Below are 13,887 nucleotides of genomic sequence, written 5' to 3' on the forward strand. Positions count from 1 at the left end.
GACCGGTGACCCGGTCGGAGACGAGTGAGAGGCACGGGCCGTGGGGTCTTCCCCGCGGCCCGTGCGCCGTCCGGGACGGATTCCCGCTGGTCACCATCCACTGACGATATGTAACTTCCCGGTTAAATCCCCCTGACCAGGCGGCGGGTTTCCGGCGTGAATTGCGGTGATTCGTCCCGAAAAATGGCTGGTCAGCGCCGTATTCGGCACCGTACGACACCTCCCCAGCACGCAGCGTCTCGGGTTAGGCTGACCTCGGTCAATTCAGTCAGGATCCGAGTCGGGGGGACGCGGTGCTGAGGGCGCGCGCAGGCTGGATCGCAGCGGTGCTGCTGATCGCGCTGGCGTTCCTCGGCGGCCCGGACCTCCTGACCGACCACTCCCCGGCCCGCGCCGTCGCCGCGTCGGCGGCCGAGCGCGACAACCGGGTCGGCGAGGAGACCGGCAGCCCTGCCTCGGTCACCGAGCACCTCGCCCTCGGCCGGCGCCGGATGCCGGGGCTCCCACCCGACCAGGACACCCGTCCGGCCGTGGCGATCGGGCACACCGACGGGGTCACCGACGGCGCCCTCGGATCGGCGGGCACGGCAGGCCGCCGGCTCGCGCGGCGCGATACCCGATGCTCTCCCGCGTCGTTGCAGGTGTTCCGCTGCTGATGGACGCCTAGGGCGACCCAGCGCCCGATATTTCCCTTTTCTCCGCAGACGGCCTCGCCCTCGACGCCGCCTGATCGACGCCTGCCCGCGATGGCCCAGCGCCGTGCCTCGCGTGCCGCGTGAACGCTCGCCAGTACCCGTCCGTTCTCGTCGGTTCGACGCCGACGACCACAGAAAGGGCTGTGCCATGCAGTCGCTGATCGACAATGCCCGTCTCTTCCCGAAACGCGCGGCCGACCGGCGCACGGACCTCGGTCGGCTCGCCGAGGGCCAGCACCCCGAGGCACTGTTCATCACCTGCTCCGACTCCCGCGTCGTGCCCACCCTGATCACCGGCGCCGGCCCGGGGCAACTCTTCGAACTCCGTACGGCCGGGAACATCGTCCCGGTCCACGACACCGAGCGGGTGACCGCCGAGGCCGCCACCATCGAGTACGCCGTCGAGGTGCTCGGGGTCACCGACGTCATCGTCTGCGGGCACTCGCACTGCGGGGCCGTGGGCGCGCTTCTGCGCACCGACGGCCTGACCGCCGTCCCCACCGTCCGGCGCTGGCTCAGCCACACCGAACCGCACGACCCCGTACGGGACGCGGTGACCGCCGCGGACGGGCCCGCGATCACCTCCGCCGTCCAGCGGCACGTGCTGACCCAGCTCGACCGGCTCCGCACCCACCCGAGCGTCGCGGCCCGCGTGGCCGACGGACGGCTCGCGCTGCACGCCTGGTACTACGCCATCGACACCGGCGTCGTCAGCGCCCACCGCCCGGACACCGGCGCCTTCCTGCCGCTCTGAACTCCCCCGACCCTGAAACGAGGTGAACATGGCACCGCCCCTCTCCGGACGCCTGTCGGTGTTCCGACAGGACCTGCTCTCGTCGATCGTCGTCTTCCTCGTCGCCCTGCCGCTGTGCATCGGCGTCGCGGTCGCCTCCGGCGTCCCGGCCGAGCTCGGCCTGGCCACCGGCATCGTCGGCGGCCTGGTCGCCGGCGCCCTGCCGGGCAGCAGCCTGCAGGTCAGCGGCCCGGCCGCCGGGCTCACCGTGCTCGTGTACGAGGCCGTGCAGGAGTACGGCCTGCGGTCCCTCGGCCTGATCGTGCTCGCGGCGGGGCTCATCCAGCTCGGGATGGGCGCGCTGCGGCTGGGCCGCTGGTTCCGTGCGATCTCCATCTCGGTCGTGCACGGCATGCTGGCCGGCATCGGGCTGGTCCTGGTCACCGGCCAGGTGCACAGCCTGTTCGACAACAGGTCGCCCGGCGCGGCGATGGCCAACGTCACCGGGCTCCCCGCCCTGTTCGCCGACTCGGCGAACGAGCCGGCCGCCCTCGCCGCCGGCGGGATCGGCATCGGCACCATCGTCGTCCTGGTCTGCTGGAAGTACGCGCCGAAACGCCTGCGGGTGATCCCGGGCGCGCTGGTCGCGGTCGCGCTGGCGACCCTGGTCACGGTCGCCTTCGACCTTCCGGTCAAGCGCATCGAGGTCAGGGGCCTGCTCGACGCGATCCAGCCGCCGGGGACGGGCCAACTCGGCGGGCTGATGTCGGTCGGCGCGATCGGCACCGTGGTGGCGTTCGCGCTGATCGCCTCGGCGGAGAGCCTGTTCAGCGCGGCGGCCGTCGACCGGATGCACCACGGCGCCCGCACCCACTACGACCGGGAGCTGATGGCGCAGGGCGCCGGCAACACCGTCTGCGGGCTGCTCGGCGCCCTGCCCATGACGGCCGTGATCGTGCGGAGCGCCACGAACGTGCAGGCCGGTGCCCGGACGAAGGCGTCACGCATCCTGCACGGGGTCTGGCTGCTGGCCTTCACGGTGGTCTTCCCTGCGGCGCTGGGCTACATCCCGGTGACCGCCCTCGCCGCCATCCTCGTGCACGCGGGCTGGAAGCTGCTGTCGCTGCGGGAGGTCGGCCGACTCTGGCGGACCGAGCGCGGCGAGGCGATCGTCCTGACCGGCACGGCGCTGGCGATCGTCGTCACGAACCTGTTCGAGGGCGTCCTCATCGGCCTGCTGCTGGCCGTCGTGAAGACCGCGTGGGACGTCTCGGATATCCACATCCATGTGGACGAGCAGGCGGACCCGCTCGTCATCCGGCTCACCGGGAACGCGACGTTCCTCCGCCTGCCGAAGGTGCTCGACACGCTCGAGACGATCCCGCACGGGCGGGCGGTCGAACTCGATCTGTCCGGCCTGCGTCACCTCGACCACGCCTGCCGTACGGCGCTGCAGTCCTGGGCCGCGCAGCACGACGGGCGGGACGAGAGATCCTCGGTACGCATCGCGGAGCCGGCCGTCACCGGCTGACCCCGCGGCCGGTCAGGGCCCGCCCGGGCCCTGACCGGCCTGCCCGGTCCGGTTCCATTCAGCTCGGTCCCGGTCTGCTCGGTCCTGGTCTGCTCGGTTTTGGTCCTGCTCAGTTTCGGCTTGCAGCCTCGAGCGCCCGGCGGATCCCGGCCTCGCGGGGGCCGAGATAGTACGGCCGGGGACGCACTCCCACCTCGTAGGTGGCCTTGAGGACGGCCGGGATCTCGCGCACGTACAGGTACTCGGTGGTGGTGCCGGCGTACCGGCTGCTGTCGTCGCCGATGCCCCACGCCTCGATGCCCGCGGCGCGGCACAGGGTGAGGGCCCGCGGCAGGTGGAAGTTCTGTGTCACGAGGATCGCCTGGTCAACGCCGAAGATCTGCTTGGCGCGGGCGCAGGAGTCCCAGGTGCTGAAGCCCGCGTAGTCCAGCACGATCCGCGTCTGCGGCACTCCCTCGGCGATCAGGACGTCGCGCATGGCGGACGGCTCGTCGTAGTCCTTGCGGCTGTTGTCGCCGGTGACGAGCAGGACCCGGACCTTGCCCGCGCGGTACAGCGCCGCGCCGAGCTTCAGGCGTTCGTCGAGCATCCGGGACGGTTGGCCGGAGGAGTAGATCCCCGCACCGAAGATCATGCCGACGGTCACCCGGGGGGCGTGCGCGACGTCCGTCCGGTAGCGGCCCGCCTCGGCGTACATCCACGCGCCGGGAAGGAACAGCGCGTACCCGCCGAGCGCGCCGAGCACGGCCAACGGCGCCCTACAGCGCCAGACGCCACTCCAGAACCGCCTCATACCGAAGAAGATGCCCGGAGCGACCGGTGGGTTCACGGGAAGATCGCTCACCCGGGCGACCCGGGCCGGTTTTTCCTCAGCGGAGGTGGGCCGCCCCTCCCCGGCCAGGCGACCCTGGCCGGTGCCTCCGGCTCAGACCAGGCGGGCCTGGCCGGTTCCCTCGACGATCTCGCCCAGGACCCAGGCCGGCAGGCCGCGCTCGGCCGCCGTCCGCAGCGCGGCGTCGGCGTCGGACGCGGCCACGACGGCGGCCATGCCGACACCCATGTTGAACGTCTTGTCCATCTCCGCGCGCGGCACCCGGCCGTACGCCTCGAGCAGGCCGAAGATCGGCAGCGGCTCCCAGGAGGAGCGCCGCAGGACCGCGTCGCAGCCGGCCGGCAGCGACCGGGCGAGGTTGGCCGCGAGCCCGCCGCCGGTGATGTGCGCGAACGCGTGCACCTCGGCGGCGTCGATCAGGGCCAGGCAGTCCTTGGCGTAGATCCGGGTCGGGGTGAGCAGCTCCTCGCCGACCGTCCGGCTCAGCTCCGGCGGCGTCGACTCCAGCGACAGGTCGCTCTCGCGCAGGATGTGCCGGACCAGGGAGTAGCCGTTGGAGTGGATTCCGGACGAGGCCAGGCCCAGCACCACGTCCCCGGGTCGTACTCGGTGCGGCCCGAGGACCTTGGCGGCCTCGACCGCGCCGGTGCCCGCCCCCGCCACGTCGAACTCGTCGGGCCCGAGCAGCCCCGGGTGCTCGGCGGTCTCGCCGCCCACCAGGGCGCAGCCCGCCAGCGCGCAGGCCTCCGCGATACCGCCGACGATCGCGGCGATCCGCTCGGGGACGACCCGCCCGCAGGCGATGTAGTCGGTCATGAACAGCGGCTCGGCCCCGCACACGACCAGGTCGTCGATGACCATGCCGACCAGGTCGTGCCCGATCGTGTCGTACACCCCGAGACGCCGGGCCAGGTCGACCTTGGTGCCGACGCCGTCGGTGGAGGTGGCCAGCAGCGGCCGCTCGAAGCGTTTTAGCGCCGAGACGTCGAACAGGCCCGCGAAGCCGCTGACGTCCTCGACGACCTCCGGCCGGTGGGACGCGGCGACGCGGGACTTCATCAGCTCGACCGCGCGCTCGCCGGCCGCGATGTCGACCCCGGCCGCGGCGTAGGACGTGCCGGCTGCGGAGTCGTCGGTCACCGGCGGGCCTCTTCGAGCAGGTGCTTGCCGCGGGCGTCGTCGGCGACGTCGATCGGGTAGACGCCGTCGAAGCAGGCCCGGCAGAGCCTGTTCTTGTCCTGCTGCGTCGCGGCGATCAGCTCGTCGAGGGAGATGTAGCCGAGCGTGTCGGCACCGAGCGACTGCCGGATCTCCTCGACCGAGAGGTTCCCGGCGATCAGCTCGGCGCGGGTCGCGAAGTCGATGCCGTAGAAGCACGGCCAGGCGACCGGCGGGCTGGAGATGCGCACGTGCACCTCCTTGGCCCCGGCCTCCCGGAGCATCTTCACGATCGCCCGCTGGGTGTTGCCGCGCACGATCGAGTCGTCGACGACGACCAGGCGCTTGCCCGCGATCGCCTCGCGCAGCGGGTTCAGCTTGAGCCGGATGCCGAGCTGGCGGATCGTCTGCGACGGCTGGATGAACGTGCGGCCGACGTAGGAGTTCTTGACGAAGCCCTGGCCGTACGGGATGCCGGACTCCTCGGCGTACCCGATCGCGGCCGGCGTGCCGGACTCCGGCGTCGGGATCACCATGTCGGCCTCGACCGGGTGCTCGCGGGCCAGCCGGCGGCCGACGTCGACGCGGGTGGCCTGGATGCTGCGGCCGGCGATCGAGGTGTCGGGCCGGGCCACGTAGACGTACTCGAACAGGCAGCCCTTCGGCTCGGCGACGGCGAACCGCGTGGACCGCACGCCCGCCTCGTCGATGGTGATCAGCTCACCCGGCTCGACCTCGCGGACGAACGTCGCGCCGACGATGTCCAGGGCGGCGGTCTCGCTGGCGACCACCCAGCCGTGCTCGAGGCGGCCGAGCACCAGCGGGCGGATGCCCTGCGGATCGCGCGCGGCGTACAGCGTGCGCTCGTTCATGAAGACCAGGGAGTAGGCGCCGCGGGCGAGCGGCAGCACCTTCAGCGCGGTCTCCTCGACGCTGCCCTCCCCGTCGGCCAGCAGGGCGGTGAGCACCTCGGTGTCGGTCGTGGCGGTCAGCTCGCCCGCCGGCACGCGCGCGGCCAGCTCCGGCGTGTTGATCAGGTTGCCGTTGTGGCCCAGCGCCATGCTGCCGGTCTCGGTCGACCGGAACGTCGGCTGGGCGTTCTCCCAGACGCTGGACCCGGTCGTCGAGTAGCGGCAGTGACCGACCGCGATGTGCCCGCGCAGGGTGTTCAGCACGGACTCCTCGAAGACCTGGGACACCAGGCCCATGTCCTTGAACACAACGATCCGGGAGCCGTCGCTGACCGCGATGCCGGCCGACTCCTGGCCGCGGTGCTGCAGGGCGTACAACCCGAAATAGGCGAGCTTGCTGACCTCTTCCTCGGGTGCCCACACGCCGAAGACCCCGCAGGCGTCCTGGGGGCTTCGATCACGGGGGTCGAGGTCGTGACTCAGACGTCCGTCTCCATGCGGCACACGCCCAGTCTAATGCGGTATTCGCCAAGCTCACGCCCGCGCCGGTCGAGCGCACCCACCTGCCCGCACCCGCCGCGCCCGTCGATCGGCGTGCCGCGCCGCCCGGCCACCCGATGATCGAGCACTATTGGTGTCGAGGTGATGACGCTTTGTATCCGCCGATCCGTGAGACGCCGCCGCAGCGCAGGGGCCTGGGCATCGCCGCGCTGGTCCTCGGGATCGCGGGGCTCCTGACGCTCGCGCTCTGCGGGGTCGGCGTGATCCTGGCCCTCGTCGGCCTCCTCATCGGCATCGTCGCGGTGGTCCGGCGGAACGGCCGCGGCATGGCCGTGGCGGGCGTCGTCCTGTCCGCGCTGACGCTCCTCATCGCGATCGGCTTCGCCGTGTGGTTCTACGGCCGCATCGAACCGTGCGCGGACCGGACCCGCTACCCCACGAAGGCGGACCGCGACCGGTGCCTCCAAGAGCGGGTCCCCTTCCTGAAATCCAGCCCGGCCCCCTGACGAGGCACGAACCCGGGCGCTGTTCGCCGTGATGGCCGAACGACTGGAACCGCTCGACCAGGGCTGATTTTCGCCCTACCGGAGTTCGTGCGGGTCGACCGGCAGGTACGGCGACAGGTCGGCCCGTGCGCCGCTCGCCGAGATCCGGTCGGCGGCGTCCGCCCAGGCGAGCCGGCCGGTGGCGAGCAGGACCCAGGTCTTCGGGTCGGTCTCGATGACGTTCGGGGGCGTGCCCCGGGTGTGGCGGGGACCCGCCACGCACTGCACTGCGGCGTACGGCGGCACACGCACCTCGACCGACTTGCCCGGCGCCTCCCCGGCGAGCCGGTCGAGCAGCAGCTTCACGGCCAGGCGCACGGCGGCGCGCTCGGGGTCGGCACCGGCGGCGTACGCGGTCACGACCGCGTCGATCAGGGCGTCGGCGAGGCGGGCGGCCGGGCCCGCGTAGGGCTCCTCGCCGAGGGCGGCGAGCTGGTCGTCGAGTGCGGCGCGCAGCCGCTCCGGTGTGGGTTTGGCCATGGCAGGACAGACGCTACCGGGTCCGAACGACGCCCCTTCTCCCCCTGGACCCGCTAAGTTGTCGTAATCCCCCATATGCCACTTAACCCCACATGCCGCAGGAGTACCGTCTTGTGGCGGTTTCGGCTTTCGTAGCCGGCGCCCCTCCCGGCGCACCCCCTGATTAAGGAGAGCCCCCCTTGAGGGTCCGAGCCAGAAGACTCGTGATCGCAACCTCCGCCGTCGCGGTCGCGGCCGCCGCGGTTCCGGCGTACGCCGCCATCACCAAGCCCAGCGCCCAGGTCGCGGTGGCCTCCGCCGCCGTCTCCTCCCAGGCCGTTCCGGGGCAGTACATCGTCACGATGAAGCACACCGGAGCCCGCCTGTCCCGGGTCTCCGGCCTCCGCCACGTGCACGACTTCACCAACGGCTTCGCGGCCAAGCTGTCGCCCGAGCAGCTCAAGAAGGTGCAGAGCGACCCCAACGTCGCCGCCATCGAGCAGGACCAGATCTACCGGACCACCACCACCCAGACGCCCGTGAACTGGGGACCGGACCGGATCGACCAGCGCAAGCTCCCGCTGTCGCACTCGTACAAGTACACGCACACCGGCGCCGGCGTCGACGCGTACGTCATCGACACGGGCATCGACACGACCCTGAGCCAGTTCCAGGGCCGCGCGGACACGGTGTACGGCAAGGCCGACTGCAACGGCCACGGCACCCACGTCGCGGGCATCATCGGTTCCAAGACGTACGGCGTCGCCAAGGGTGTCAAGCTGCATGGCGTCCAGGTGCTGAACTGCGACGGCGAGGGCTACACCTCCGACGTGATCGCCGGCATCAACTGGGTGATCGCCCACCACGCCGCCACGTCGGTGGCCAACCTGTCCCTCAGCGGCAGCAAGTCGACGGCGCTGAACAACGCGGTCACCAAGCTGTCGAAGTCCGGGGTCTTCGTCGCGGTCGCGGCGGGCAACGACAACGGCGACTCCTGCAAGACGTCCCCGTCCAGCGCGGCGAGCGTCGAGGCCGTCGCGGCCAGCACGTCGAGCGACAAGCGCGCCTCGTTCAGCAACTACGGCAAGTGCGTCGACATCTACGCGCCCGGCTACGGCATCAAGTCGACCGTCCCCGGCGGCACCGCGTTCGAGAGCGGCACCTCCATGGCATCGCCGTTCGTGGCCGGCGTCGCGGCGCTGTACAAGTCGACCTACGGACAGAAGACGTTCGGCACGGTCCAGTCGTGGATCCACTCGAACGCCACCAACAACGTCATCAAGAACAACAAGGCGAACACCCACAACCGCCTGCTCTACAAGAGCACCCTCTGACGTGACCCAGCGAGGAGGCCGCCGTCCCGTCGGGACGGCGGCCTCCTCGCGTTGCCGCGCTCCGGATCGCCGGTGCCTACCGCCTGCGGGGAGGCGGTAGGCACCGGCGATCAGACCCGAGGCGGAGCCTCAACTCCTGGCCAGGGCGCGGTCGAGGAGAGGGAGCAGGCGGTCCCAGTGGTGCTGCAGTGCGGAGGGGTTGAAGGCGTCGGTGTCGGACATCGTGAAGCCGTGGATGGTGCCGGGGTATATCTCGGAGGTGTAGTCGACACCCGCGGCATCCAGGGCCTGGTCGAGCTCGCCGAGGGCCTCGGGCGTGATGTCGGATTCGGCGTGGCCGAAGTGGACCTGGGCGGTGAGCCTGGAGAGGCTGTCGGGCCCCACGGCACCCACGGGGGCGTGGAATCCGGCGACGGCGGCCACCTGGCTGGGGTGGGCCGCGGCGGTGCGCACCGCCAGGAGGCCGCCTATGCAGTAGCCGGTCACCGCGACCGGTCCGGCGCCGACCTCGGGCCGGGTGGTGAGGAATCTGAGGTAGGCGTCGGCGTCGCTCAGGACGCGTTCGGTGGTGTGTGCCTCGATCAAGGGCATCACCTGGGCGAAGACCGCGGGCCGGGCCTCTTCTCCGATGTACTCGGGAAGCTCGACCACTGGTGCCGGGCCGTGCCGGTAGAAGAAGTTGGGGACGAGCACGTAGTACCCGTGCCCGGCCAGTTCGCGGGCCATCTCCCGCAGTACGGGCCGGAGACCGAAGCCGTCCGCGTACATCAGCACCCCTGGGTGCCGCTCGCCGTGGTCGGGGAAGGCGGCGAAGGCGTCGGCCTGACCGTCCGGGGTGGGGATCTGCAGAGTCTTGGTGGGCATGGCTTCTCCTGTCGTGGTCGGTGTGTCGAGCCTGTGATCAACACGACGGAGGCGGAGCCCGCGCGGCAGCGGAGGGTCCTCGATTGAACAGCGGGCCCGCACCGGCCCGTTCGGCGCTCAGAGAAGCACCGGGTCACCGATCCGTGTGTGGCGCAATGCCGTCCCGGTAATCATCGCCGCACACCATAGCCCACCGGAATGCGACGAGGGTGCCCGGCTGGTCGACGGTGGCGGTGGCGAGTCGGGGATCGCGGCGAGCGCGCCGGACAGCGCCGCGCGCAGCTCCGGCGGCAGGACGCCTTCTCGCGCTGAGGCCGATCCCCGCGCGGGGATCGGCCTCGGGGGTCGCGCTCTGCCCTATCGCTTGGTGACCTTGTGGATCCAGGCGAGTTGCTGGGCGATCTCCCCGGCCCCGGCCATCTTCTCCCGGTCGGAGCCGTAGAAGACGCCGAGCAGGGTCTCCTCGCCGTGGGCGCCGATGCTCATCACCGGGGCCCCGGAGTCGCCGCCGGCGGGAATCCCGGACACCTTCTCCAGGCAGAAGTCCGTGCCGCCCGGTACGGCGTAGCCCTCGCAGCGGCGGGCGTCCGACCGTACGACCCGCAGCGTCGACTGCTTGAGCACGGGCGACTGGCAGGTGTTCTCATCGGTGGTGCAGGTGGCGCCCCACCCGTACTGCCGCACGATCTCACCGGGGTGGACATGGGCCGTGGCCAGACGCACCGGGTGGATCTTCATCGGCGAGATCTTGATGAGCATCATGTCGGCGCGCGCGTTCCCCGCCCGCTTGCCCACGGGGCGGACGGTGGTGCCCTTACGCATGTCGAGGTTGCCGACTCGGAACGAGATCCGCTTGTCCGCGACCGCCTGCCCCTGCTCGAAGAAGCAGTGCGAGGCGCTGATGACCCACTGTGTCGTGACCGCCGTCCCGGTGCACACCGGTTGGCCGTCGACGAGCATGCGCACCGCCCATGGGCCGTAAGTGCTCTTCGACCCGCCGATGACGGCGGAGGCCGGCCCGGCCACCATCACCGAGCCCGTCACCAGCAACAACGCGGACACCAACAGCACACGAACGCGGCGCACCATCCGGAACGGCTCCTTTTCTCGGGGCATGGCCTTACTGATGGGGTAGATACGCCGTCAGACCAGAAAGTTTCCGATACGCGTAGTTCGCCGTCCACCGGCCGGTACCGACACCCTCGGCCACGGTGGTCGAGGTCCTTCTCATCGGTGGGCGCCCGGCTGGTCGACGATGGCGGTGGCGAGTTGGGCGGACCAGCCGAGGATCTGGCCCTTCGCGACCCGCGTGGTGCCGCGCTCGTCGGTCGACGTGTGCGCCTTGACGGTGATGGACCGGTAGCCGAGGTAGGCGTACGTGGTCGGGTCGACGATGACGTCGGTGCGCAGGTAGCCCTCGTCGATCCGGTACAGGGCAACGCCATGGCGGCCGGCGGTGTCGGTCACGTCCTTGGCGAACCGCACGCCGGGGATCGCGGCGAGCGCGCCGTACAGCGCCGCGCGCAGCCGGGGCGGCAGGACGCTTCTCCTCATCAGGTCCTCGATCATCGTGAACGCCGCGGCGTCGCGCCCGAGCGGGAACTGCGCGGACTGCCGGTAGACGAGCGCGAGCAGGGCCTTCGGGTCGGTGGGCAGCGATCGGAGGTAGGCGTAGTCGGAGCGGGGCACGGCCGAGCGGTCCATCGGCGTCGTCGTGGCGGAGTCGAGCCGCCCGCCGTCGACCTGGGTCGCCCGCCGGGTGCCGTCGACCCGGAGCCAGCGCTCGACGGTGACGCGGCGGTCGGGCGACCCCGACAGCGCTCCGGCCGTACCAGCGGAGGAGGTCGCGTACGTCTCCTTGACGTAGGTCCACTGGTCCGGTCGCGGCTGGGGTGCCGGTTCGGCCGCGGCCTTCAGCGTGGCGCGGTGCACCAGCTCGGCGGCGGAGGCGACGGGTCCGGCGGGAAGGCCGGGGATTCCGGTGCGGCGGTGGCCGTTCTGGTCCACGCCACCGAGGTTCTGGGCGACGGTCACACCCGCGGCGAGGGTGACGGCCATGGCACCGACGGCCGCCAGCCGTACGCCCATACGAGGCAGCCGGACGCGGGAGGCCCGCTCGTCGAAGCTCGCGGTCACCCGCGCCCGGACCGCGGCGAGGCGCACCGGCTCCGGCTCGGCCAGGGATGCCCGCATCCGGTGCAGGGCGTTCAGTTCGTTCATGGTTCAGGTCCTTACCGGTCGGAGGTCGGGGAGCCGAGAGACGCGCGGAGCTTCCGCCGCGCTCGGTTGAGACGTGAGCGCACCGTGCCGACCGGCACGTCGAGTGCGCGGGCGACCTCCTCGTACGACAGGTCGCCCCAGGTGTGGAGAAGGAGCGTGTCGCGGTCGCGTTTCTTCAGCGACGCGAGCGCCGCGGCCAGGCGCGAGCCCTCCGCCTGAGCGGAGACGACCTCGGCCACCCGCTGGGCGTGCCCCTCGGCGGCGACCGGGTCGGTCCCGGAACGGGCGTACGCGCGGTACATCCGCACCTCGGCGCGCCGGCGCTCGCCGATCAGGTTGGTCGCGATGCCGTACAGCCACGGGGCCGCGTCCGTCCGGGACAGGTCATAGCCGCTCCGGCGGCGGAAGGCGATGAGGAACGTGTCGGCGACGACGTCGTCGGCGGCGTCCGGGCCGAGACGACGCGCCACGTATCCACGCAGCCGGCCTGCGTGCCGGTCGAAGATCGTCGAGAAGAGCTCGGGATCGCTTCTCGACCGTTCGATAAGGCTCGCGTCATCGTCCTGTGTCGATGACGCGGCAGCCGATTGTGGCGGTGCTGCCATGGAGGGGTGTCCATTCGTCAGGCCCGATCTGCGGGCGTGGGGTATGGTCACCCTCTCCTTGGCCGATGGTCCGGCCCGGGTTCACGCTTGCGACTCGATGGTCGTTCAGTGATGGTCGAGGAATGACGCCGACCCGTGATCACGACTCGCAGAACGTGCTCGACGAACAGGTCGCCTACTACCGGGCCCGCGCCCCGGAGTACGAGAGCGGTGTTCTGCCGTTCCTCGGCCCTGAGCTCTCCGAGGCGCTGGACGCGTTCCGCCCGGCCGGCAGCGTGCTCGAACTCGCCTGCGGCCCCGGCATCTGGACCGCTCAACTGCTCCGTCACGCCGCGGACGTCACCGCGGTCGACGCGTCGCCGGAGATGCTCGCCCTCGCCTCGGCGCGGGTGGGCGCCGGGCGGGTGCGGTTCCTATCAGCCGATCTGTTCCGCTGGCGGCCGGACCGTCGTTACGACGTCGTCTTCTTCGGGTTCTGGCTGTCCCATGTCCCGCACGAGCGCTTCGCGTCGTTCTGGTCGCTGGTGGCCGACTGCCTGAAACCGGGTGGGCGGGTGTTCTTCGTCGACGACGCTTACCGAACCGCCGAAGAACTCATCGAAGGCGAGCGGTCCACGACCATCCGACGCCGGCTCGACGACGGAACCGCGTACCGGATCGTCAAGGTCCCGCACCGGCCCGCCGACCTCGAACGGCGACTGGAAGATCTCGGCTGGCGCGTCGAGGTCCATCCGGCCTCGGGACCGTTCTTCTGGGGAGCGGGAGGCCGACGGGGCGAGGTCGGCTGAGGTCTGGACGGCTGAGGATCCCCCTGGGGCGGGGTCAGCCCTCCTTCACCTCGAGGCCGAGCGCCTGGGCGAGCACGATCGCCTGGTAGGGGTCGATCACCGCGCGGGCCAGGACGGCGGTGTGCGGGTCCAGTGACGACAGGTCGCTGCCGCGTAGATCGCATTCCGACAGGTCCGCCTTGTGCAGCGACGCGCCGGAGAAGTCGACCTCGCGGAACGACGCCTTCTGCATCCGCGCGCCCGTGAGGTCGGCCTCCCGCATCCGTACCCGGCGGAACGAGGACCCGCGCAGGTCGGCGCCCGGCAGACCGGTGAAGGACCAGTCCCCGCCCTCCACCTTCACCAGGCCATAGGTGCAGCCGTCGAACAGGCCGCCGACCAGCTTGCATCCGGTGAAGGTGGTGTCGAAGAACGAGCACCGGACGAACGTGCAGTTCACGAAGGCCGAGTCCGTGTACGAGGAGGCGTTGAACCGGACGCCCCGGAACAGGCACTCGGTGAACACCGTCCCCCGCCCCGACGTCTCGGTCAGGTCCACGTCGACGAACTCGACCCGGGTGTGCTCCTGTCCGGACAGGTCCCGGCCGTCCCAGTCCTCGGAGCTGATGGTGCTCTCGGTGGGCGGCGCGGGTCGCCCGTGCTTGCGGTCGGCCATCGTGCTCCCTTCCTCGGCTGCCCGTGCGCGCGACGTTACCCGAGCTCACCGACAGG

General features: G+C 71.2%; 15 protein-coding genes. 6 read left to right on the forward strand and 9 right to left on the reverse strand.

Annotated features, from left to right (window positions below; genetic code table 11):
* The first annotated feature begins 293 nt into the window (after positions 1–293).
* The 3 genes from AB0L00_RS19120 (at position 294) to AB0L00_RS19130 (ending at position 2,959) form a co-directional block, all read left to right on the forward strand.
* A complete protein-coding gene (locus AB0L00_RS19120; protein WP_364435587.1) occupies positions 294–656 on the forward strand; it encodes a hypothetical protein in 363 nt (120 codons plus the stop codon).
* 187 nt (positions 657–843) lie between these two features.
* A complete protein-coding gene (locus AB0L00_RS19125; RefSeq protein ID WP_364435589.1) occupies positions 844–1,449 on the forward strand; it encodes a carbonic anhydrase in 606 nt (201 codons plus the stop codon).
* A gap of 28 nt (positions 1,450–1,477) precedes the next feature.
* Positions 1,478–2,959, forward strand: a complete 1,482-nt coding sequence (locus AB0L00_RS19130) for a SulP family inorganic anion transporter (RefSeq protein WP_364435592.1) — start codon at positions 1,478–1,480, stop codon at positions 2,957–2,959.
* Between the two features lie 109 nt (positions 2,960–3,068).
* Here AB0L00_RS19130 and AB0L00_RS19135 read toward each other — a convergent pair whose 3' ends face one another.
* The 3 genes from AB0L00_RS19135 to purF all read right to left on the reverse strand — a co-directional run bounded on the left by AB0L00_RS19135 (position 3,069) and on the right by purF (position 6,364).
* Entirely contained in the window at positions 3,069–3,752 is a 684-nt protein-coding gene (locus tag AB0L00_RS19135) for an ElyC/SanA/YdcF family protein (protein ID WP_364435595.1), read from the reverse strand.
* Between the two features lie 132 nt (positions 3,753–3,884).
* Complete coding sequence (gene purM, locus AB0L00_RS19140; RefSeq protein WP_364435598.1) at positions 3,885–4,931, reverse strand: phosphoribosylformylglycinamidine cyclo-ligase; 1,047 nt, start codon at positions 4,929–4,931, stop codon at positions 3,885–3,887.
* Entirely contained in the window at positions 4,928–6,364 is a 1,437-nt protein-coding gene (gene purF / locus AB0L00_RS19145) for an amidophosphoribosyltransferase (RefSeq protein ID WP_364435601.1), read from the reverse strand. Before purF ends, purM begins: the two co-directional genes overlap by 4 nt.
* Before the next feature lie 149 nt (positions 6,365–6,513).
* On the opposite strand from purF, the gene AB0L00_RS19150 reads away from it, so the two are divergent.
* Positions 6,514–6,867, forward strand: a complete 354-nt coding sequence (locus tag AB0L00_RS19150) for a DUF4190 domain-containing protein (RefSeq protein ID WP_364435604.1) — start codon at positions 6,514–6,516, stop codon at positions 6,865–6,867.
* 75 nt (positions 6,868–6,942) lie between these two features.
* On the opposite strand, the gene AB0L00_RS19155 is transcribed toward AB0L00_RS19150, so the two are convergent.
* Complete coding sequence (locus tag AB0L00_RS19155) at positions 6,943–7,386, reverse strand: sterol carrier family protein (protein ID WP_364435607.1); 444 nt, start codon at positions 7,384–7,386, stop codon at positions 6,943–6,945.
* A 203-nt stretch (positions 7,387–7,589) separates the two neighbouring features.
* On the opposite strand from AB0L00_RS19155, the gene AB0L00_RS19160 reads away from it, so the two are divergent.
* Positions 7,590–8,699, forward strand: coding sequence for a S8 family peptidase (locus AB0L00_RS19160; RefSeq protein WP_364435609.1), 1,110 nt, complete (start codon positions 7,590–7,592; stop codon positions 8,697–8,699).
* Positions 8,700–8,828: 129 nt separating this feature from the next.
* Here AB0L00_RS19160 and AB0L00_RS19165 read toward each other — a convergent pair whose 3' ends face one another.
* The 4 genes from AB0L00_RS19165 to AB0L00_RS19180 form a co-directional block, all read right to left on the reverse strand.
* On the reverse strand, positions 8,829–9,563 hold the full coding sequence (locus tag AB0L00_RS19165) for a dienelactone hydrolase family protein (RefSeq protein ID WP_364435611.1): 735 nt from the start codon (positions 9,561–9,563) through the stop codon (positions 8,829–8,831).
* Between the two features lie 357 nt (positions 9,564–9,920).
* On the reverse strand, positions 9,921–10,652 hold the full coding sequence (locus AB0L00_RS19170) for a trypsin-like serine protease (RefSeq protein WP_364435614.1): 732 nt from the start codon (positions 10,650–10,652) through the stop codon (positions 9,921–9,923).
* A gap of 138 nt (positions 10,653–10,790) precedes the next feature.
* Entirely contained in the window at positions 10,791–11,783 is a 993-nt protein-coding gene (locus tag AB0L00_RS19175; RefSeq protein WP_364435616.1) for a CU044_5270 family protein, read from the reverse strand.
* An 11-nt stretch (positions 11,784–11,794) separates the two neighbouring features.
* Entirely contained in the window at positions 11,795–12,388 is a 594-nt protein-coding gene (locus AB0L00_RS19180) for an RNA polymerase sigma factor (RefSeq protein ID WP_364435619.1), read from the reverse strand.
* 122 nt (positions 12,389–12,510) lie between these two features.
* Here AB0L00_RS19180 and AB0L00_RS19185 point away from each other — a divergent pair, with 122 nt between their 5' ends.
* A complete protein-coding gene (locus AB0L00_RS19185; RefSeq protein ID WP_364435622.1) occupies positions 12,511–13,176 on the forward strand; it encodes a class I SAM-dependent methyltransferase in 666 nt (221 codons plus the stop codon).
* Between the two features lie 34 nt (positions 13,177–13,210).
* Here the strand turns inward: AB0L00_RS19185 and AB0L00_RS19190 are convergent, their stop codons facing one another.
* Positions 13,211–13,831, reverse strand: coding sequence for a pentapeptide repeat-containing protein (locus tag AB0L00_RS19190; RefSeq protein ID WP_364435625.1), 621 nt, complete (start codon positions 13,829–13,831; stop codon positions 13,211–13,213).
* Positions 13,832–13,887: the final 56 nt, after the last annotated feature.

This window comes from Actinoallomurus sp. NPDC052308, assembly GCF_040679195.1.
Classification (GTDB): Bacteria; Actinomycetota; Actinomycetes; order Streptosporangiales; family Streptosporangiaceae; genus Actinoallomurus; species Actinoallomurus liliacearum.

What these genes read in the sequence shown, in the direction of transcription:
- AB0L00_RS19130 (WP_364435592.1), top strand. Translation starts at nt 1,478, where the DNA reads ATGGCACCGCCCCTCTCCGGACGCCTGTCGGTGTTCCGACAGGACCTG.
- AB0L00_RS19135 (WP_364435595.1), bottom strand. Translation starts at nt 3,752, where the DNA reads ATGAGGCGGTTCTGGAGTGGCGTCTGGCGCTGTAGGGCGCCGTTGGCC.
- AB0L00_RS19180 (WP_364435619.1), bottom strand. Translation starts at nt 12,388, where the DNA reads ATGGCAGCACCGCCACAATCGGCTGCCGCGTCATCGACACAGGACGAT.
- AB0L00_RS19155 (WP_364435607.1), bottom strand. Translation starts at nt 7,386, where the DNA reads ATGGCCAAACCCACACCGGAGCGGCTGCGCGCCGCACTCGACGACCAG.
- AB0L00_RS19190 (WP_364435625.1), bottom strand. Translation starts at nt 13,831, where the DNA reads ATGGCCGACCGCAAGCACGGGCGACCCGCGCCGCCCACCGAGAGCACC.
- AB0L00_RS19175 (WP_364435616.1), bottom strand. Translation starts at nt 11,783, where the DNA reads ATGAACGAACTGAACGCCCTGCACCGGATGCGGGCATCCCTGGCCGAG.
- AB0L00_RS19185 (WP_364435622.1), top strand. Translation starts at nt 12,511, where the DNA reads ATGACGCCGACCCGTGATCACGACTCGCAGAACGTGCTCGACGAACAG.
- AB0L00_RS19170 (WP_364435614.1), bottom strand. Translation starts at nt 10,652, where the DNA reads ATGGTGCGCCGCGTTCGTGTGCTGTTGGTGTCCGCGTTGTTGCTGGTG.
- AB0L00_RS19125 (WP_364435589.1), top strand. Translation starts at nt 844, where the DNA reads ATGCAGTCGCTGATCGACAATGCCCGTCTCTTCCCGAAACGCGCGGCC.
- AB0L00_RS19165 (WP_364435611.1), bottom strand. Translation starts at nt 9,563, where the DNA reads ATGCCCACCAAGACTCTGCAGATCCCCACCCCGGACGGTCAGGCCGAC.